This window comes from Bowmanella denitrificans, from assembly GCF_039522935.1.
Lineage (GTDB): Bacteria > Pseudomonadota > Gammaproteobacteria > Enterobacterales > Alteromonadaceae > Bowmanella > Bowmanella denitrificans.
Map to the genome: position 1 here is coordinate 35529 of NZ_BAAAEI010000017.1, position 20612 is coordinate 56140.

Annotated in this window: 19 protein-coding genes; 13 read left to right on the forward strand and 6 right to left on the reverse strand. The window is 51.5% G+C overall.

The genetic code is table 11. The features are described 5' to 3' along the window. Positions 1 to 25 precede the first annotated feature (25 nt). On the forward strand, positions 26 to 2707 hold the full coding sequence (locus ABD028_RS14940; protein ID WP_343845967.1) for a TonB-dependent receptor: 2682 nt from the start codon (positions 26 to 28) through the stop codon (positions 2705 to 2707). A 415-nt stretch (positions 2708 to 3122) separates the two neighbouring features. Beyond that, complete coding sequence (locus tag ABD028_RS14945) at positions 3123 to 4616, forward strand: dipeptidase (protein ID WP_343845969.1); 1494 nt, start codon at positions 3123 to 3125, stop codon at positions 4614 to 4616. An 18-nt stretch (positions 4617 to 4634) separates the two neighbouring features. Here ABD028_RS14945 and ABD028_RS14950 read toward each other — a convergent pair whose 3' ends face one another. Continuing rightward, positions 4635 to 5735, reverse strand: coding sequence for a c-type cytochrome (locus tag ABD028_RS14950; RefSeq protein ID WP_343845971.1), 1101 nt, complete (start codon positions 5733 to 5735; stop codon positions 4635 to 4637). Between the two features lie 202 nt (positions 5736 to 5937). Here ABD028_RS14950 and ABD028_RS14955 point away from each other — a divergent pair, with 202 nt between their 5' ends. Beyond that, positions 5938 to 7287 carry a serine hydrolase domain-containing protein gene (locus ABD028_RS14955; protein WP_343845972.1) on the forward strand — a complete coding sequence of 450 codons (1350 nt, stop codon included), beginning with the start codon at positions 5938 to 5940 and terminating at the stop codon, positions 7285 to 7287. 40 nt (positions 7288 to 7327) lie between these two features. Here the strand turns inward: ABD028_RS14955 and ABD028_RS14960 are convergent, their stop codons facing one another. Continuing rightward, the gene (locus ABD028_RS14960) at positions 7328 to 7441 is read right to left on the reverse strand and encodes a PEP-CTERM sorting domain-containing protein (RefSeq protein WP_343845973.1); all 114 of its coding nucleotides are present in this window, start codon (positions 7439 to 7441) and stop codon (positions 7328 to 7330) included. Positions 7442 to 7556: 115 nt separating this feature from the next. Next, a complete protein-coding gene (locus ABD028_RS14965) occupies positions 7557 to 8891 on the reverse strand; it encodes a DUF5690 family protein (RefSeq protein ID WP_343845975.1) in 1335 nt (444 codons plus the stop codon). Positions 8892 to 8970: 79 nt separating this feature from the next. Between ABD028_RS14965 and ABD028_RS14970 the strand changes: the two genes are divergently transcribed. After that, positions 8971 to 9645 (forward strand): HAD family hydrolase, encoded by a 675-nt coding sequence (locus tag ABD028_RS14970; RefSeq protein ID WP_343845977.1) that lies wholly within the window; start codon positions 8971 to 8973, stop codon positions 9643 to 9645. 26 nt (positions 9646 to 9671) lie between these two features. On the opposite strand, the gene ABD028_RS14975 is transcribed toward ABD028_RS14970, so the two are convergent. Then, a complete protein-coding gene (locus ABD028_RS14975) occupies positions 9672 to 10112 on the reverse strand; it encodes a UTRA domain-containing protein (protein ID WP_343845979.1) in 441 nt (146 codons plus the stop codon). 16 nt (positions 10113 to 10128) lie between these two features. Between ABD028_RS14975 and ABD028_RS14980 the strand changes: the two genes are divergently transcribed. Continuing rightward, positions 10129 to 10359, forward strand: a complete 231-nt coding sequence (locus tag ABD028_RS14980) for a LamG-like jellyroll fold domain-containing protein (RefSeq protein ID WP_343845981.1) — start codon at positions 10129 to 10131, stop codon at positions 10357 to 10359. A 49-nt stretch (positions 10360 to 10408) separates the two neighbouring features. Here ABD028_RS14980 and ABD028_RS14985 read toward each other — a convergent pair whose 3' ends face one another. Next, positions 10409 to 11704 carry a M20/M25/M40 family metallo-hydrolase gene (locus tag ABD028_RS14985; protein ID WP_343845982.1) on the reverse strand — a complete coding sequence of 432 codons (1296 nt, stop codon included), beginning with the start codon at positions 11702 to 11704 and terminating at the stop codon, positions 10409 to 10411. A 170-nt stretch (positions 11705 to 11874) separates the two neighbouring features. On the opposite strand from ABD028_RS14985, the gene ABD028_RS14990 reads away from it, so the two are divergent. Next, positions 11875 to 12300: a DUF3010 family protein gene (locus ABD028_RS14990; protein WP_102798145.1), complete on the forward strand. Its 426-nt coding sequence runs from the start codon at positions 11875 to 11877 to the stop codon at positions 12298 to 12300. 791 nt (positions 12301 to 13091) lie between these two features. Here the strand turns inward: ABD028_RS14990 and ABD028_RS14995 are convergent. Continuing rightward, complete coding sequence (locus tag ABD028_RS14995) at positions 13092 to 15245, reverse strand: S46 family peptidase (RefSeq protein ID WP_343845984.1); 2154 nt, start codon at positions 15243 to 15245, stop codon at positions 13092 to 13094. Positions 15246 to 15450: 205 nt separating this feature from the next. Between ABD028_RS14995 and ABD028_RS15000 the strand changes: the two genes are divergently transcribed. The 7 genes from ABD028_RS15000 (at position 15451) to ABD028_RS15030 (ending at position 20601) form a co-directional block, all read left to right on the forward strand. Continuing rightward, positions 15451 to 16113: an ERCC4 domain-containing protein gene (locus ABD028_RS15000; RefSeq protein WP_343845985.1), complete on the forward strand. Its 663-nt coding sequence runs from the start codon at positions 15451 to 15453 to the stop codon at positions 16111 to 16113. Between the two features lie 50 nt (positions 16114 to 16163). Next, entirely contained in the window at positions 16164 to 16760 is a 597-nt protein-coding gene (locus tag ABD028_RS15005; protein ID WP_343845987.1) for an acyl carrier protein phosphodiesterase, read from the forward strand. Positions 16761 to 16776: 16 nt separating this feature from the next. Beyond that, entirely contained in the window at positions 16777 to 17397 is a 621-nt protein-coding gene (locus ABD028_RS15010; RefSeq protein WP_343845989.1) for a LysE family translocator, read from the forward strand. 84 nt (positions 17398 to 17481) lie between these two features. Further along, positions 17482 to 17967 (forward strand): GNAT family N-acetyltransferase, encoded by a 486-nt coding sequence (locus ABD028_RS15015; RefSeq protein ID WP_343845990.1) that lies wholly within the window; start codon positions 17482 to 17484, stop codon positions 17965 to 17967. A 238-nt stretch (positions 17968 to 18205) separates the two neighbouring features. Continuing rightward, positions 18206 to 18559: a Fis family transcriptional regulator gene (locus ABD028_RS15020; protein WP_343845992.1), complete on the forward strand. Its 354-nt coding sequence runs from the start codon at positions 18206 to 18208 to the stop codon at positions 18557 to 18559. A 151-nt stretch (positions 18560 to 18710) separates the two neighbouring features. Continuing rightward, positions 18711 to 20108, forward strand: a complete 1398-nt coding sequence (locus ABD028_RS15025; RefSeq protein ID WP_343845994.1) for an MATE family efflux transporter — start codon at positions 18711 to 18713, stop codon at positions 20106 to 20108. Continuing rightward, positions 20092 to 20601, forward strand: a complete 510-nt coding sequence (locus ABD028_RS15030; RefSeq protein WP_343845996.1) for a hypothetical protein — start codon at positions 20092 to 20094, stop codon at positions 20599 to 20601. Before ABD028_RS15025 ends, ABD028_RS15030 begins: the two co-directional genes overlap by 17 nt. Positions 20602 to 20612: the final 11 nt, after the last annotated feature.

Sequence of the window (20612 nt, forward strand, 5' to 3'; positions counted from 1 at the left end):
GAGCCGTTATTTTGAGGAACCCGCTATGAACTCCCGTATCCGTATTCACAAAGTTGCCATTGGTGTGGCCAGTGCTTTAACCCTGTCGGCACAGGTTATGGCTGAGCAGACCCCAGATGGTGCAAACGCGATTGAACAGATTGTTGTAAAAGGCTATCGCTCCAGCCTTAAAGAGAGTGCGGCCATGAAACAGCAGGCCGACACTGTCACCGAAACGATTCTGGCTGAGGATATCGCCAATTTCCCCGATTTAAACCTGGCCGAATCGCTGCAGCGCATCTCCGGTGTCACCATTTCCCGCGATTCGGGTGAAGGCCGTCAAATTTCGTTACGGGGTCTTGGTCCTAACTTTACCCGTACCCGGGTTAATGGCCTGGAGGCGCTGTTTACCACGGACTCAGGCATTGACCAGCGCGGTAGCGCATCGCGCACCCGCGACTTTGATTTCAGTGTATTTGCCTCGGAACTGTTTAACCGCATCGATGTGCATAAGTCCTATGATGCCAGCCTGGACGAAGGGGGACTGGCCGGTACGGTTGACCTGCATACTGCCCGTCCTTTTGACTATGCGGGATTTCGCGGCGCGGTGTCGACCAAAGCCATTTACAATGACTTAAATAGCAGCACTGGCCCCCGTTTTGCGGGTCTGCTGTCCAATACCTGGGGCGACTTCGGTGCGTTAGTGTCGGTGGCCTATTCCCAGGTGGAAACCATCGAAAAGGGCTACCATGTCTGGTCCTGGCGTCAGGCCAATTTTGGCGCCGACAACGTCGCCCCCTCAGTGGATAACGCGGTCGCCGAGCGCTTAATCAACGCCAGCGGCGCTGACCGGGTCTTTGTGCCCAGGGCCAATAACATTGCCTCCTGGCATAACGACCGGGAACGTTTAGGCATTACCGCGTCCCTGCAATGGCAGCCATCAGCAACAACCAAATGGTCGCTGGATGGCCTGTATGGCAAATTGTCAAATGACCGCATTGAGAACCAGCTTTCCACCGCGGGTACGAATGCCTTTACCGGCGATGTGAATGCGGGCCAGTTGCTGGTTGATGGCGCTATTGTCGGTGATGATTTGATGTATGCCTCGTTTGAAAACCTGGATTTGCGCACCGAGTCCAAGGTCAGTTATGGGGAGACCGCTTTCTATCAGCTGTCTTTGCTGGGCGAGTTCGACCTGACCGACCATCTGCGGGCGACCTTATTACTGGGCACGTCTGATTCGGATTTCGACCAGCCCATTCACGACAAAGTGTTTGCCGAGGCTGAAGATCATGCCTTCTCGGTTGACTGGCGTAACGCTGCTCATGGGCAAAATACCTATGACTTTGATATTACCGATGCCAGTCAATGGTCATTAATGCGCACCGACGTGCGTGAAGATCGCATTGAAAATGGCTATGACATTGCGCAAACCGACTGGAGCTGGGCGTTTGACAACAGCGAGTCACTGGACTTCGGTTTGCAGTTTAAACAGTACGAGTCTTCTGGCTATGAACGGCGTAACCGGGTGGACTGGGAAAACGATCCTACCGCGCCTGAGGCGGTATTTCAGCTAACCGAAATCCCTATTCTGCGCCCTTATGCCATTGCCAATAACCAGGCGACCTTTGAGCGGGTGGAAGCAACCGGACGTATCTCCCGTAACCTGGACGCCTCTTTTAATCGCCCCGGTACGGTATATCAACTGGCCGAAGATACCTTGGCGGTTTATGCCAAGTACAACTTCTTCCGCGAGTTAGCCGGTATGGATGTACGCGGTAATATCGGCGTGCGCTGGTACGAAACGGACCAAACCTCCAGCGGAGAAGTGAATACCGGTGAGGGATTGGAGTATGTAACGTTCAACAAATCCTATGACGACTTTCTGCCCAGCCTGAATATCGCCATGGACCTGAGCGATGAGTGGGTGCTGCGCTTTGGCGCCAACCGCAATATTTCCCGCCCGGCTCTGAATCAATTGCGCGCAGCAGGGCAGGTAGGGGTAGCCGATACGCGTATTGCCGCTGGTAACCCTAATTTACAGCGCTTTGTGGCCGACTCGTTCGACAGCTCGCTGGAATACTACAGCGAGGATCTGCGTTTTGCGCTGGGCGTTTTTTATAAGGATATGGACTCCTTTATCGTCGAGCAATCGGTGACCATGCCCTATGCACAAACCGGTTATCCCTTGGCGTTTTTGGAATTTGACCCGAGGGTGAATGCGCAAACCGAGTTCACCGTGAACCAGCCGATTAACGGCGATGGCGCTACTGTCCATGGTGTGGAGCTGGCCTTGCAGGCGGATATGACCTTTTTGCCCGGTGCCTGGCAAAACCTTGGCTTTGCCGCCAACCTGACCCTGGCCGATGGTGAAACCACCCTGTTTAATGAAGGTCAGGCCTTTGAGGTCACGCCACCGGGTTTATCGGAATTGGCTTATAACATCACGGTGTATTACGAGACGGATATCTGGGGCGTGCGTTTGTCCCATGCTTACCGGGATGATTTTATTGCCGGTGAAGGTGAAAGCCAGAACGTGGTGGAAGGCTATGACGACACCAGTTTCCTGGATTTCAAAGCCTTTTATAACCTGTCTGAGGCGTTGCAGTTGACGGTAGAAGGCAACAACCTTACCGATGAGCGTATTCGTCAGTTCCAGGATAATCGCACCCAGTCGTACACCACCAGTGGCCGCAACTTTATTGTGGGTATGTCCTACAAGTTCTAAGGACAGTTACTGATAACCTGAAACGCCCCGACCCAGTCGGGGCGTTAGAGCCTGTTGACCTTTTGAGTATAGATTTTGTTCAAATCCAGTCCCTTCTGATCACGACGCCGGGCTGCTGGCCTAGTGGGCCTAAGTCAAAGCCCAGCAACCCCGAGCAGGAGGGGCTGGGTTGAAGTGCTTGTGGGCCTTATTACTCACTTATGTAGAATCACTACACCACGGTCGCGCGGCCTTGTATAAAGGGCCCACAAACTGCTGCAAAATCATACTCAAAAGGTCAACACGCTCTATTTACCTATCGCAAAATGATGTCACGCTGACAGCATAAGTATTGCTTACCTGACACTTAAGATTTAAGCGTTGGTTTTGTAAACCGCCTGTTGCTAGATTCTCGCTTCCTAATCAGGAGTGACTTATGTTGAAAGCTGTTGCCTTAAGTGCCTTGTTGTTTTCCCCTGTGTTGCTGGCTAAGACACCGGGGGCGTTGGCACAATCTACCGCCGAATATGCGGTGCAAACCTATGAACAAGCCATGATAGACAGCCTTGCCAGTCTGGTCAGGCATAATACCGTAGCAGTGGAGGGCGTACCCTCACCGGATAATCCTGTACACAGGGCATTTAAACAGGATCTGATCGGCCAGGCGGCTGCATTGGGCCTGGATTATCAGGATTATGGCTATGTGATGGTGATTGGATTGGGGCAAGGTCCGGAAAAAATTGGCTTGATCACCCACGGTGATGTACAGCCAGTCAACCCTGATAAGTGGGCAAAGTCCCCGTTTGAACTGGATATGACCAGTGAGCCGGGTAAATTGCTTGGTCGGGGAACCGAAGACGACAAAGGGCCAATCTCTACGGCTCTATTTGCCATGAAGGCCATTAAGGACAAGCAGATTTCCCTGCGCAAACGGATTGAACTTTATGTCTATATGGCCGAGGAATCAGACTGGGGACCACTGCAGGAATTTATTAAAACCCATACACTGCCTGAGCTGAATATCACCATTGATACACAATATCCCGTGGTAACGGCAGAAAAAGGTTTTGGTATTCTCAGCATGACATTCCCCAACCGGGCTTTGAACACTGCGCAGCCCTATATTAAGCACTTTGAAGGTGGCTTTTTTGCCAGCCAGATCCCTGAAGATGCTAAAGCGGTGATTGCGAACGCATCCAAAGCCTTGTTGGAAGGTATAAAGCAAAAGGCAGCTGTCCAGCAGGGCATGCAGTACGACTATGATTGGCGTGATGACAACTTGATTGTGACTGCCTTGGGCAAGTCTGCCCACTCATCCAAACCGGAAAATGGTGTCAATGCTATTACTCATCTGGCCGATGCCTTGTCATCACAACACTGGCCTTCCAATGCGGCAGGTTCGCTGGTGAATTTTATCAATGACCAATTAGGCACTGGCCTGTATGGCCAGCAGTTTGGCAGTATTGCCTATGCCGACGACTTTATGGGGCCTATGACGGTATCGTCTACCGTACTGAAACAAGTGGATAAGGGCATACAACTGAGCATCAATATCCGCCGTCCGAAAGGGAAAAGTGCTCAGCAACTGGAGCAGGAAATCGATTCGGCTCTGGATAGCTGGCAGAGCCATAATGCTGTCCGGTTGGAAGGTCGCCACTACCGAATTGACGATCCTTTTGTTCTGACTGATGCGCCGCATGTAGAAAAATTACTGGGGGTATTCTCGCATTATTCGGGTATAGAAGATGCCCAACCGGTGTCCATCGGCGGCGCCAGCAATTCCAGATTGTTCCCCAATGCGGTGGGTTTCGGTCCTGCCATGCCCGGCAAGGAGTACACCGGGCATTCAGAACATGAATTTATCACCCGGGAGCAATTTGTACTGAACCTCAGAATGTACACGGCAGCATTGGTGGAACTGGCTAATTAATTCGAGATACTGCGACGCTTAATGCGTTGCAGCATCCGCCTCATCAATAATGCCATCTGCCCGGGTCACCGGGTAGCCCAGATTCATCCAGCCAAAGATGCCTTCCCAGAGGACGGCGGTTTTGCTGTAGCCTTTGTCGCGCAGTTGCCGGATCACATGCTCGGTGGCGGCTCTGGGGCAGGAGCAGTAACCGACAATTTGCACATCTTTGGGCAGACCGGCCAGTTTGTCATCCAGATCGCTGTAATAAGGAAAAGGGATGGCCCCTTCAATATGGGCACGTTGCCAGACCGACGGCACCCGGGTATCCAGTAAAATCATGCGTTTTTTGTCTTGCAGGGCCTGGTGTAAATCAGCAGACGACACATACATGTCGTCTGTCAGGGTAAATTGTGGGTCAGCCCCTTGTGGATTCACTATATATTGCTCCGGCGTCGGCAATGCGCGCAGCGGCACGCTGCTCTGACTCTGATGACGGGCTTTGCTACGCAAAAAAGCAGTGACATTATCAATATCCTGGTCGGACAAAATGCCGTAGAAGGACTTCATCGGCGTACCATCACGACCATTGACAATGGCGTAGCGAATAAACTCATCCTTGTTGTGTGCCAGTGCCGACGGATTAGCCAGCGCCGGGGCGTTGACTCCTTCACCTTGCTCGCCATGGCAACTGGTACAATGCTGTTTAAACACCGCTTCACCTTTGCTGATATCCCCTGCAACCGGGTTTTCACTTAACCTGACCCGCTCGGCGCCGGATTGCCAGAATAGCCAGTAGGTGAGATCCCAGACTTCATCCAGATCCATGGGGCCGCCCACTTCGTCCAGATAGCCAGCCATGGCCGTACCTTCGCGCCCATATGACAAAGGGCGCAAAATCGCATGCGGCACCCCGGATTCAAATAAGCTCTTGCTGCGCAATGAAGGCGCATGGTCATTGGCATAGCCTTGTCGGTCAGCACCGTGGCACAGCGAGCAGTATTTCTGGTAGTTAGCCTCGGCTTTTGCACTTTGTAATGCGTTGAGCCGACGCGGCGGATCCTGTTTTTCATAGACGGGTTTAGCAGCCAGACTACTGGCAAAAGTGAGAGAAGCCAGAATGGCTAGCATACGCTTCATTTTGGTCCTGGGGGCTTTGTTGCCTGAATACTCAAACTTTACCGGTTTTTAACAACATTACTCAATCTGTGTGGCCAATAGCGGCTTTTTGTCGTTAAGCGGGTTTTCAACATGCGGTGATACAAAATTTGAACAATTTCTGGCTGGTCAGCTGTATGTATGAAAGATATCTTATCGCCAGGTAATACTAAGGGAATTGACCATGCGCTTGAAAATAATTGGATTACTTGCAGCATTGAGCTTCAGCCTGCCGGTGATGGCGGATCTATCCGCTCGAAGTAAACAGCAACTGGATAACTATCTGGCCACGCTGGGGCAGCACAATAGAATGATGTTAAGTGTGGCGCTCAGCGAAAAAGGTAAACCCATTTACACCAATCAGCAGGGCTATGCGGCACTGGAAAGCCAGCAGACGCTGAATGCCGATACCCAACTGCGCATCGGTTCAATTAGTAAAACCTTTACGGCGGTAATGGTGATGCAATTGGTGGAGCAGGGGAAATTACAATTGGACTGGACCCTTGGCCAATATTTCCCGGACTTCCCAAACAGTGACAAGATCACCATCCAACAGTTGCTGACCCATCGTTCAGGGCTGTTCAATTTTACTGACGCCCAGGATTATAGCCAGTATATGCAAAGCCCTCAGAGTCACCAGCAGATGTTGGAAAGATTTTTGGCCTTGCCCCCCAATTTCGATCCGGATGAAAAACAGGATTATTCCAATACCAACTATTACCTGCTGAGCCTGATTATTGAAAAAGCCAGTGGTAAATCCTATGCAGAGGTGCTCAACAAGCAGATTGTTGAGCCGCTGGCGCTAAAGCGCACCGGCTATGGTGGCAAGATTACGCCAGAGCAAAATCAGGCATTGTCCTATCAATGGCAGGGGGACTGGCAGCGTGCCACAGAGACCGATATGAGTGTGCCATTCGGGGCTGGCGCTCTGGTGTCTACGGCCAGCGAGTTGAATCAATTTTTTCAGGCATTGTTCAGCGCTAAGCTTGTGTCAGCTGACTCCCTTAAAAAGATGCAAAAAATGCAGCCAGACTATGGTTTTGCGCTTTCCCCCATACCATTTAATCAGTATCAGTTGCTTGGCCATAGCGGCGGCATAGACGGCTTTGTATCGATGTCAGCTTATTTGCCGGAAAAGGGGTTGGCCATTACGGCGTTGTCCAATGGGGTGAATTATTCTTTTAATGATGTGCTGATTGCGATGCTCAGCGCCTATTTTGATATGCCGGTCCGTCCACCTGAGTTTGCTACCGCCATAGACACTAAAGATATGGATTTACAGCGCTTTGTTGGCAACTATGTGTCCAGTCAGTTGCCGCTGGAGATTAAGGTGTTTGTGCAAGACAAGCAGTTGTTTGCCCAGGCCAGTGGCCAGGGCGCCTTTCCACTGACGGCTGTCAATGAACGGGAGTTTGTTTTTGAACAGGCCGGTATACGTATGTCGTTTGACGCAACTGACGAACCGCAGTTTAGCGGATTCGTATTAAAACAGGGTGGTGGAGTCTTTCAATATCAGCGAAAACCGGCTGAGTGATTTGGGTAAAGGCTGAGGCAAGCACCTCAGCCTTTTGCCATTAACGGCGCAGATATTTGCGCGAAGACAAGGCTAGTAAGCCCAGGGCCAGAATAACCAGGCTGGAAGGCTCCGGAATACTGGTTTGATTTCCATTGGTTGAGACAATACGCATACTGGCCCAGGATGTTCTAACAGCATTACCATTTTCTTTTTATTCAATACCTTAGATGTTTTAGTCTAATCGGAAGATACTTCACATGTAAATATAATTGACAGCATCTGTAAAGCTAACTGGTTGAGGAATTGGTGGCAGGTGCTGACAAGTAAGCGGAGTCAGAACGCGTTGTTGGCGTTAGTCTGGTAGAAAAATAGCGCCACGACAGCCAGGTGGTGAGCATGCCAATGATGCCGACCCAGAATCCGGCATTTTTAATCAGCCCTACCCAGTTTATATCGGCGGATAACCAACTAGCGCTTAGCATCAACGCAACACTGCCAACATAGCCACAGGCATCGGCGATGTAAATGAGAAAACCTGCGTTGCCAGGTTTGTCAGTACAGGCCAGCAAACGTTCGAACAGCACGCTGTTAAAGGGCACATAAGCCAGATATAACCCCATGCCTATGGATACCATCCAGATCACGGGGGAGATCAGCTGTTGCCAGTAAAGCCAGGAAGCTGCTGCCGTTATCAAGCAGCCAAAGCCAATACACAAATGGTTGACGGCCAAAGCCCGGCGGTTGCTCTTTATCAGCATCATCATGGCAATAACCGACAAAATCATCAAAGCCACTGGTACTTCGGTGAGGGTATAAATCAGCGGTGAACCGCTGATACCCACATCAGCCCAGATATCGGCAACAAAGTTGTCTCTTAGATCGCGAAACAGGCTCAACAATACATAGGCCAGGGTTAGCATGGCTAATCCCCTGCCATAGTGTTGCAAGTAATCCAGTCTGGCGGCTTTGTCCATTGGTACCCGCGCCCGCCGTGCGGCAATATCATCCTGATTGGGCGATGGTAATTGATCCAGCAACCATACCGACGACACCAGTAACGGCACAAACAGGAGGGCAGTCGCCAGGGGCATCCAGTGCTCACTGATGGCCATATGCAACATCAGATAACTGCCCACCGATTTCACTACCCCAGACGCCACGATAAAACTGGTGCAAAGACCGGCGGCCAGTACTTCTGTGACCCGCCGCCCTTCCAGATAACTGAATACAAACCCCCATACCATGCCAAGCGGCAGGCCGTTTAAAAACATAAAGGGAATATTGTAAGGTGGAGGCACCAGAGCAAAGCCCAATAAAGCCAGGGCGGCCAGGCCGATTAGTTTGCAGATGCCTGCTGCGCGGCCCTGTTGTTTAAGTTCGGCAATAAATTTAATGCCCACCACTTTGGATAGTGCATACCCCAACATTTGTGACGACAGATATAGCACCTTAAGGGATACCCCCCAGTAACTGGCGTCTGCAAACAGAGCAACACTGACAGGTTTTCTAAACGCATACATACAGGCATAAGTGGAAAAAGCGGCCATAATCGCATAGGCGCAAAACAGCCAGGATGGCTGTTTCGAGAGCCATTGGCGCAAAATTCCTTTGGACTTACTCATTGTTGTAATATGCATATGTTTACACTCTGGTATGTACCAGTTTGGTGCTTGCTGAAGATTGATAGCAAAGTGACATGACATGCGAATGACAAAGGTGACGGTTTTTGATTTAGATGACACCCTGCTTGAGGGAGACAGTGCTCAGCTATGGTTGGAATTTCTGTGTGAACAGAACTGGCCTGGTGCGCAGACGGCTTTGCTGAATTGCAGTGCAATGATGGATGACTACTATCGCGGTGCTCTGGATATGCAACTTTATATGCAGCACTGGGCCAGGCCTTTATTGGGAGCCAGTCCCTGCCAACTGGCCCCTGTGCTGGCACGCTTTGTTAGTGAGGTAATTGAGCCGAGGTTTTTCAAGCAGGCCCTCACCAGGTTGCAAGTGCATTTGCAACAAGGGGACCATACTTTGGTGATTTCGGCCAGTCCGGCCATTCTGGTTAAAGCGATCTGCGATTATTTGCAGGTTGAGCACTGCATTGGTATTGATTTGGAGCTGCTGCAGGGGCGTTTTAGTGGCAAGGCGTTGCTGCCTTACAGCCTGGGAGAAGGCAAGGTCATCCGGCTCAGACAATGGTTCAAGGCGCAGCAGCTCGAAGCGGCCAGCCAGCATTTGCACACTGTCTATTCAGACTCCATCAATGATGTACCACTGCTGCAACTAAGTTGCCAGCCACAGGTGGTCAACCCTAATCCGGTATTGCTGGATATCGCCAGCGCCAAGGGCTGGACTGTACACCGCTGGCAGCGCTGAATGAAGCAGCACAGCAAGGCTATTGTTTATCTGTCCTGGGATGTCAGGCTGATGTGGGTTTGGTTTTCTACCATCAGCGCATCGTGTCGCCACAATTCCTCGTCAAATTCGATGATCTCACCACTTTCACTGTAAATGGTGCGCAGCACCCTAAGCCCTAATGCGCCGTCGTTTACCCCTAAGTAGGCGGCATGGGGATTAAACAGGCAGCAGGATTCAATCTGAATCGCAAAGGTTAACTGGCTGTGGCCATATTGATTCTTCAGCATGGCATTGATAGACAGGGACAGATCCTGCTTTTCCAGGCCGGTAAAGTGGCGGTTATTGAAGAATATCCTTTCTACCACAACCGGGCGCCCGTCCACTGAGCGCAATCGGGTCAATTCGGTTACGGTGCTACGACCATCCAGTGCCATGACTTGGCTAATTCGGGCATCGCGCTCAAACTGGTCCTGGTCACTGAACAAACAGCACTGGTATCACGTGGCAGTGGTAAACGACGGCAAACACAATACCTTGTATGTGAATGGTGCCAGAGTGATGCGCACCGCCGAGATTGAACAGCCCGGCGCATTGTTGATGCCTGGCGGGCAGTGGTTGATCGGCGCAAGTAGCAGCGACGGCGACTACGCCAATCCATTCTTCGGTGATATTGCCGAGATTCGTCTGACCGGCCGAGCACTTCAGCCGGCCCAGTGGTTAACCGCAAAATAGATGGATAGGGCGGGCCAGGATTTTTATACAGGCCCGCTTCATAGCCCCGCTACTGATATTTTAAACGGTACATCAGCAGGGCGGCGCGTTTGGCTTGTTTGGGCAGTGAATCCAGCCGCCCCGTTTCTTCCACGGTGTGACCGGCCGTGCCGCTCATACCCAGCCCGTCGATGGCCATATCCACAAAGGCGGCAGTAAAAGACACATCGGCTGCGCCAGCATTTAATGGGTTTACCGCCTCTACCATGCCTTGCCCCAGATCGACACTAACCTGACTGTAAAGGCTTAGCAGTTTACGATTGCCATCACTTGGCCCCATGGGCGGGTAACCTTCGCCGAACACGATATCTCCACTGGTCTGGGGCAGGCTGCGGGCGACTATTGCCCGCATTTTTTCCTGCACCCGCTGTAGCTGCTCCAATGACACCGCCCGAATATCCCCTGTGACAATGGTATGTTCTGCGACGACGTTGTTCTTACCAAAAGTGCTGCCGCTGTTGCTGAGTGGATCATGATTGACTGTGGTACCACCCATGATTCTGCCAGGGTTAAAGGTCAGCAAGGGTTCGCTACGCAGCTCTTCATAAAAACTGTTAAGGATACGTGCGGTTTCATAAATAGCACCTGCGCCGATGCGATCCTGAAAAATCTGCGAAGAGTGAGAGGGGATGCCTTTTACGGTCAGTTGCCAGTCTACCGAGCCACGACGCGAGATGTTGGCGGTTTTAGGGTTGCCATCACCATTTTCAAACCCAAGCGCAATATCTGCCCATTGGGCACCGTCCACCAGTGCTTGCTTTGACTGGGCAAGTGGTCTGCCACTCAGTTCTTCATCGCCGGTCATGACCACCAGAATGTTCATATTGTCCAGCTCGCCAGCGGCTTTAAGCGCCCTGAGCGCTTGCAGAATAATAATATTGCCACCTTTCATATCGGCAATGCCCGGTCCTCTGGCGCGATTGTCATCGAGTTTTTCAAAGCGTTGAAAGGGACTGTCGGGTTCGAATACCGTATCCAGATGGCCAATCAGCAGCATTTTTGGACCGTTACCACCGTGCAGCTCGGCAATCAGATGACCGGCCCGGTTAAATCTGGCACCGTCTTCAAAACGCGCCTGCATGCCGAGCTTTTCAAATTCTGGAATAAGCACATGAGCTACTTGTTTAACCCCGGCAAAGTTCATGGTGCCGCTGTTAATGTTGACCACCTGTTCCAGCAGTCCCAGCGCCTGTTGATTGGTTTGGTCTATATGGGCAACTAGTTTGGCTTCGGTTGCGTTTAAGCCGGCAGCTGCCGGGTGGCTTAGCATGGCGGCTAACGTCAGGGCCAGCGCTTTTCTTAACATAATGTCAGGCTCTTTGAATACCAGGTGCCGCTACTATGGCAAATTCTGCTGCGCTGAGCGACCCCCAGTCACAGGCTTAAGGGTATTCCATTTATTGGTAAAGATATAAACAGGCGTTGCATACCGGTATTAGGCTATAATCGCGCTTTTGCCGAATTCGGGAGTGAAGCATGAGAGTTTGTGGCGTAGAGCTGAAAAGTAATGAAGCCAATATCAGTCTGTTGTCGTTAAAAAGTGGTTTGTTTCAGATCCCGGATTGCCGTGCACGTAAATTGGCGTTGAGTGACAACAGTGCCGAGGGGCTGCGCCAGTTTCAGGCAACTTTTGCCAAACTGCTGCAGGATTATAAGGTGGAGAAAGTGATTATTCGCCAGCGCCCACTGAAGGGCAAGTTTGCCGGTGGGGCTATTGGATTTAAGCTGGAAGCGGCCATTGAGTTGATTGATGGTGTGGATGTGGTGGTATTCAGCAGTACCGACATGAAAGAATCACTGAAGCATAATCCTGTGTCGGTGGACTTTGCCGAAACCGGTCTGAAGCAATTCCAGGAAGCTGCCTTTACCACGGCCTATGCCTGGCTGATGCGCCACGGTTGATAGCTTCTTGCAGTGAAATAAAGAGATACTTCTCGCAGAGACGCTAAGGCGCAGAGAAAAGCACGCAATGACAATACCTTCAGCCTCTCTGTGCCCACTTGGCGATCTCTGCGGCTCTGCGAGAACGGCTTTCGTGCTTTTAGGGCCTTTCGTGATGGAAATTTAAAACCAGACCATTTACCTCACCAAAAGTCACGAACTGGCCTTCGGCTGAAAAGAAGGTTTCTCGCCGTGACGCTGAGGCGCAGAGAAAAGCGCGCAGTGACAATACCTTCAGCCTCTCTGTGCCCGCTTGGCGATCTCTGCGGCTCTGCGAGAATGGCTTTCGTGCTTTTAGTGCTTTTAGTGCTTTTGGTGGTAGAAATTTAAAACCAGACCACGACCTCACGAAAAGTCACGAACAAGCCTTCGGCTGAAAAGAAGGTTTCTCGCCGTGACGCTGAGGCGCAGAGAAAAGCGCGCAGTGACAATACCTTCAGCCTCTCTGTGCTCTCTTGGCGATCTCTGCGGCTCCGCAAGAACGGCTTTCGTGCTTTTAGGGCCTTTCGTGATGGAAATTTAAAAACAGACCATTAACCTCACGAAATGACACGAACTGGCCTTCAGTCGTAAAGAAGGTTTCTCGCCGTGACGCTGAGGCGCAGAGAAAAGCGCGCAGTGACAATACCTTCAGCCTCTCTGTGCCCGCTTGGCGATCTCTGCGGCTCCGCGAGAACGGCTTTCGTGCATTTAGTGCCTTTCGTGGGAGAGGTATTCTGAAATGCAAAGGGGAGCTTGAGCTCCCCTTATTGTTATTTAACGCCCATTTCTTTTAGCAGGTTGTCGGCACCGTCCAGTTCCATTTGCCACAGCATAAAGCGGTGATCGACCTGGATGGAGCGGGTGTTGGCCGGATTGAAATCCCAGTCAGAGATAATGGAATCCAAAGTGCCGTCAAAGGCCAGACCAACCAGCTCGGCTTTACTGTTCAGTACCGCAGAGCCAGAGTTACCACCAGTGATATCCAAAGTGGCCAGGTAATTAACCGGCACAGAATTCAGACTATCCACCTTATACGCACCGTATTGCTTGGCATTGATGGCATCCAACTGCTTCTGTGGTGCATTAAATTCGCCTTCGCCGGTGGCTTTTTGCGTGATACCGCGCAAAGTGGTGAAAGGCGCCCAGGCGTTACCATCTTCGGTACCATGTGCACGACCTTTGACGTTACCGAAGGTAACACGCAGGGTACTGTTGGCATCAGGGTAGACGGCTTTGCCCTGGCTGTGCATAAAGGCAATTTTGGCGCGCATATAGCTGGCATAGGCCTGCTGAATCTTACCTGCCAGTTCTTCTTCATCGGCTTCACGTTTGCGGTCCTGTTTGTACAGGGCCACCGCGGCTTTAACAAACACATCATCAGACTGGGCGAATTGCTCAGGTGTGGCAGTTAGCAGGGCCTCGCGGCTTTCCAGACTGGTCAGGCTGGTGTTGGCGTACCAGCTATCAATCAGCGCCTGAAGCTGTGCTTCGCTCATGTTATCCTTAACGCCCAGCGCTTTGTCGAAATGGCTGTCGCGCAGTTTTTTCGGCTGGGCGGCATACTTTTTCAGATCATGCAGATCCAGCGCTTTTTCCACGCTCACGTCAAAGTTGCGTTCCATCGCGGCCACATAAGATTTGAACTTAGGCAGATCGCGTTCCTGGAAACCGGCTTTACGCTCGTTGTCGGGTTTGGTGTTTTCCTGAGCCAGACGATACAAGGCACGGGCAGTACCCAACAAACGTGGCGCGGCGGCATCCAGCAGATGTTCCTTTCTGTCATTACTGTGGCGCTCGGCCAGCAGCTTTTCAATCGCTGCCAGGTCTTTGGCATAGGCTTTCTTATTGTCTCGGCTGCTGTTTACCCAGGCGGTCAATTCGGCATGCTCTGCCTGCTTGCGAGCCAGCAGGTCACTGTCGGCGAAACTGTCCAACATGCCCTGACGGTTTTTCATATAGTTATTCAAACCGGCGACACGGCTGGCATATTTCAGCTCGGCATCTTTGTTGTCTGCGGTTTCACGGGCGATGATATCCAGCGCATCACGGTAATCCTGCACGACAGTGGGGTAGCTCCATTCGAAGGTTTCAGCCACTTCGCTGGGTAAACGATGGCGGTTGGTTCGACCGGGGTAACCCAGAGCCATAACAAAATCACCTTCCTTAACGCCTTGTTTGGCAATGGTCAGGTGAAAATCTGGCTGATAAGGCACATTGTCCTGACTGAAATCGGCCGACTTACCTTCGGGGCTGACATAGGCGCGGTAGAAGCTGTAGTCACCGGTATGGCGGGGCCACATCCAGTTGTCGGTGTCGCCACCGAATTTGCCCACCCCGGAAGGTGGCGCATGCACCAGACGCACGTCCTTGATTTCAAGCTGCTTGATCATGTAGTACTCAAGGCTGCCGTAGAATGCTGACACCGTGCAGCGGTGCCCTTCGTCTTTCTCACATTCTGCCACCAGGGCTTTCTGGTTGGCTTCAATGGCATCCACACGCTTTTTACCGCTCAGTTTGGCGGTGTTGGCATCGATAACTTTGTCGGTAACTTCTTGCACGGCTTTGGTTACAAAAATGCGGCTGCCGGGGCGGGCCTGCAATTCTTCATCCATGCTCCTGGCTAAAAAGCCATTGGTGAGGATGTCGTTTTCTGCGGTGGCATTGTGGGCGATGCTGCCATAAGCACAGTGGTGGTTAGTGGCAACCAGCCCCTGCGGGGACACAAATGAAGCAGAACAACCGCCCAGACTGACCACTGCGGCCATGGGGAATTCGGTTAGTTTAGTCAGGCTAGCCGGGTCCAGTTCCAGACCGGCCGCTTTTAGTTGCGGGGCGATTTCTGGCAACTGCTTGGGCATCCACATGCCTTCATTAGCGAACACGGCGCTACTGGTCAGAGCCAGGGCCAAAAGGGACTTTTTCATTGTGATTATTCTCGTTATACGACTTGATACAAAGTAACGGATAGTCTTCGTCGACGCTTGCTATGTCAAGAGCACAGGCGCGCAAGTGCCGGGGATTTGCGCCAGTCAGGTGGAAAGCTTGAGTGACAGCTTGTTGCTTTTGTCAATGCTGCCTTATTCAGCACTTATCTATACTTACGACTGAGCTATATATAGATCAGGCAACATGACCAAGGAACACATTCAAATCATCGCTGATGACAGGGAGCAGCAATGCGATATTCCGTCAATTATGGCGAGGTGCACTGAGGTGGAGTTGTTGGTTAAACGTCTGCCGTGTGGTGATTACTCAGTGGGGGGCTGGTTATTAGTAGAAAGAAAAACGGTCAGCGATCTATTGTTGTCTATTGTGGATGGCAGGCTATTTCGCCAGGCATACAAACTAAGCCAGTCTGCCATGGCTGCATTGTTGATTGTAGAGGGCCACTTTAAAGAAAAGGAAAATCCAGCCCTGGATCGACGGGCTGTGTTGGGGGCGTTGGCCAGTCTAACCTTAACATTTGGAATTCCGGTACTGCGCACGCAAACCTGCCAGGAAACTGTCCAGCTTATGCTTTATGCCGCTAAGCAACACCAGTTTATTCAGCATGGCATTGTCAGTCGTGGCGGTTATCATCCCCGCAGCTTGCATAAAAGACAGCTATACGTGCTGCAGGGGTTCCCTGGTATTGGCCCAGCGCTCGCTAGAAACCTGCTGCAGACTTTTGGCAGTCTGTCCGCTGTATTTGATGCTAGTGAAGCAGAATTGAACAATGTCAGAGGCATGGGAGTAACCAAAGCCGCCGGGTTCAGTCAGCTTTTGGGCAGCCAATATAAAGAGAGCCAATAGACATCTTTATAAAATAGACGCCGGGTAGCCATCCCCTTACACTTGGCAGTATGAATTACCTAGCGCATTTATTTCTGGCCCAACCGACCGCCGATTCACAGATGGGTAATCTGCTCGGGGATTTTTGCCGGGGTGTGGATACCTCACAGTTTTCACCGCCTGTATTGGCGGGGCTGGCTAATCACCGAAAGGTGGACCGATTTACTGATAGCCATTCCGAAGTCAGAGCCTGTAAAGCCCTGTTCAGTGCCAGACGCAGGCGTTTTGCTGGCATTGCCCTGGATGTGCTGTTTGATCATTTTCTGATTCGGCATTGGTCGCATTATTCCAACCAGCCATTCGAGGTATTTTGTCAGGCCAGTTACCAGCGCCTGGCAGAGCGTTTAGAGCATATGCCGCTGCGTATGCAACGGGTGGTGGGTAGCATGATTGAGCAACACTGGCTGGCCCACTATACCAGCCTGGCAGGCGTGGGGCAGGCGCTGGACCGAATTGCCGGACGTATCCGTTTCGCCAATGAATTTGTCGGCAGTGTGGAAGAGATTGAGCGTTATTACCCGGCGTTTGAAGCCTGTTTTACGGCTTTTTTTCCAGAATTGCTCAGGCATACTACACAATCGCCATTAGAAATCAGACAACCACAGTAATAAGGAATATTCGGTCGTGACTTTTGTGACCCTGCTGTTATTTTTACCCGCCTGCTTTGCACTGAATATGGCCCCCGGCCCAAATAACCTGCTTGCCATGGCCAATGCCAAGCAATATGGCATCTGGGTTGCCTGTTATGCGGGGGTGGGGCGTCTTGTGGCGTTTATGGGGATGATTGTACTGGCTGCCAGTGGTCTTGCTACCGTGCTGTATGCTTCTGAAACCTTGTTTTTTTTCATAAAAATACTCGGTGGGCTTTACCTGATATGGATGGCGTTTCAGCTGTGGCGAGCTGACCCCGTCGATTCTGAAGAGACCATGGTGCAAGGCAAAAGTCTGATGCAACTGGCCAGGCAGGAGTTTTTGCTGGCTGCCGGCAATCCCAAGGCGATATTGATTTTCACCGCCTTTCTTCCCCAGTTTATTGATTCGGGCAGTGCGGTTGAAAGCCAGTTTCTGGTTCTGGGGGCGTTGTTTCTGGTTTTGGAGTGGGTTGCGATAGCCATCTATGCGTTTTTTGGCCAATCCTTGCGTCACTGGTTTTCCCGCCCCAGTATGAGGCGTTTGTTTAACCGGCTATGCGCCAGCCTGCTGGGGTCCGCTGGTATTGGCCTTTTGCTTGCACCGCGTCAATAATCCGAAGCCTGGACTTTTGCTCAGTCGGTGAGTCAGGCAATATTGTTGAAGTTTTATTCATGGCCAAAATATAAGAAGCAGGTAATGATCAAACCAATCACCAAAGCAGAGTTTGGAGTTTTCTGGCCGACCTTTGCCGATATTATTCAGGCCCGTGAAACCTATGCTTTTGACCCTGATATGACCCTGGAGCAGGCTTATCAGCTTTGGTGCCTGTCACCACAAAGGGCCTACGCCTATATGGATGAGGGCGAGGTATTGGGCACATACTACCTAAGGCCAAATGCTATGGGGCCCAGTCGTCATATCAGTAACTGTGGTTATATGGTCGCGCCCGAGGCCAGGGGCAAGGGCGTGGCCCGCAAGATGTGCGAACATTCGCAGCAAATCGCGCTTGAGCTTGGTTATAAAGCCATGCAGTTTAATAGTGTGGTATCCACTAACAAGGTCGCTATTAATCTTTGGCAGACGTTAGGCTTTGAGATTATTGGCACTATCCCCAGGGCTTATGAGCATGGGCAGCTTGGTTATGTGGACAGCTATGTTATGTATAAGTGGCTGTTATCCTGATAACTGATTATATGAATAGAAAAGCTTAATAAAGATACAGGCGAACTATGTTGGAACAGGTGTTGCAATACTTTTTTCTGATGACATTGATATTTGCGTTGTCGTATACGGTCCGCAAAGTTTATGTATTTGTGGTTAACGGGACTTTTGAGAGGCGCTGTTCCGCGTTGGAGTTTATTGCGTTAATGGTGTTGTCAGTGGTGCTAAGCAGTAGTCTTGATAAGATGTGGCACTGGTGATGAACAAAACCACCACCAAACTGGAAAATAATCTGATTAAGGCCCTGACACTGGCGTGCGAGGAATTCAAACGCTGGGATATGGGCTTTGACTGGCTGACCCATACGGTCAGTCATAATCGCTTTCCCGACAGCCTGGTAGTCACCTGCGTATTTTTGAGCAAAGCGCAGATGCAGCAAGTGCTGAGCGATAGCCTGGATGCCAGAATGCGTAAGGAAATTCAGACCCGTTTGCTGAAAGCCGGTATTCGCCCCAAAGACATTCGCCGCAATGTACGTATGGACAACGAAGAGGATTGCGCCGCGCAGGATAGTGGCAATTGGGCCGCACGACTGGAACGTTTTCGTGGTTGACAACAGGATTCTGGGGCCTATTATATGCGCCTCAGGTGGCAGAGACGCCTGTCCGCAGAAGATGAAATCACTCTGAGCAAATATTAGTAACAGTTCAATTTGAACTAAGTTGGCTTTGCGGAGCGCCATAAAGACTTAGGAGAATTGGATTGTGACAGTCACAACGGATGCCGGTTCGGCATCTTCGCAAAACATACTATCTTCTCCGGCGATCCTGTCGGTATTTCTTAAACTCAGTGTGCCTATGGCCATTGGTATGTTGCTTAATGGTTTGCATACCCTGGTGGATGCCTTGTTTATCGCTCATTTTGTTGGTGAGCAGGCTTTTGCCGCCGTATCTGCGGTTTTCCCGTTGCAGGTGGCCTTGGTTGCCCTGGCAGCATTATTTGCCAATGGCACTTCGGTATTGCTCAGCCGTAGTCTGGGGGCCGGACGGCATCAGGATGGCCAGCGGATCGTCAGTACCGGCAGCTTTCTGGCCTGGCTAATTGCCGCCATGGTGGCGCTGCTAACCTGGCTTGGTGGGCCCCTATTGCTGGCCGCGATGGGATTGGAGCAGAACCTGTACGCCGACGCCTGGATCTATTTAATGATCAATGGGGTGGGCTGCCTGGTGCTATTTAATTTATCCGTGGTGGCCGACGTGCACCGCGGTCTGGGCCGCAGTAATACCTTGTTTTTGATTATCCTGCTGGGTGCGCTGGCGAATATTGCACTGGATATTTTGCTGGTTGTTTTACTCAATTTGGGCGTCACAGGCGCGGCGCTGGCAACCTTAATATCCCAGGGATTGGCCTGGTGGTATGGGATAAGAGCGCTCAACAGCAAGCCGGAATTACGTCAGGCGTTACGGCCTTACTGGTATCGCGGCTGGGCCCGGCGCATCTTATTGCAAGGGTTGCCAGTGACGCTGATGTATTTAGGCGGCGCCCTGGTGATGCTGACCTGTACCGTACAGATTGCCAGGCTGGCGGCTGAGCAGGGCGAGTCGATGTTGGCGGCTTACGGTTTGCTGGGACGGATCAGCATTTTTATCAGTTTGCCGATGATTGCCATGACGCATAGCTGTCAAACCCTGACCGCTTATCACGCCGGAGCTGGCAGCAAGCGATTGGCCAAACAGAGTATTAAGGTAGGGCTGTTGTCAACATCGGGCTATCTGAGCCTGACGGCATTGCTGTTGATGCTGGCCATGCAGTCTATTGCCGGGTTGTTTAGCGACAATCCGCTGCAGGTGCATATGGCCACGGATATCGCCGGATTGTTGTATATGGCCTTGCCTTTGGCCGGTATCAGTGCGGTGGCTATTGCGGCCCTGCAGGCGCTGGGTAAACCGCATCTGGCGCTGGTATTGTCATTGGCCAAAACCTATCTGTTTATGATGCCGATGTTGGTGCTACTGGCCTGCTGGGCCGGGCTGGATATGATGTGGTATGCCTTTCCTGGCGCCGAGCTGCTGTCGGTAACACTGGTGCTATGTCTGGTATTTATCAGTCGTCGCCAATTATGGCCAACATCTGAGGAGGCGGGTTATGCAACTAGCCATTGAAGAAGTAAAGATCCGCGCCAAGAAATTGCTGAAACAGCTGCGTAGTGGTCAGTCACCTGGTTGGATTACGGTGCAGCGCACATCCGAAGACTGGCAGCTAAAGCATGTACAGCTGCTGCTGGCCCGCCAACTGGGGTTTGGTGACTGGCAGCATGCCCACCAGATACTAAGCGGGGCAGTGCATGGTGATGCTAAGGTGGATTTTGGTCAGCTCTGGTATGAGCGCGCTTGCGTCACACTGGTGAACCATTGGTTTGCAGATTACCAACAAGCGCGCCAGACCTTGCATACGCTTGATGATCATTGTCTGTATCCTTTTCGTCGCCAGTTTGTGGTGGCCGCACCGCTGTATGCGGAGCTGTTGGGGCTACCTGTTCTGACAGCCCCAGAATGGCAGCAGACCAACCGTGATTTGGTGAAGGGCTATGGTGGCTCGGGCTGGCAACAACTAACGTTGCGACGTATTTGCCATAAGCTGAATAGCTTAGGATAAAACCGGCCCGT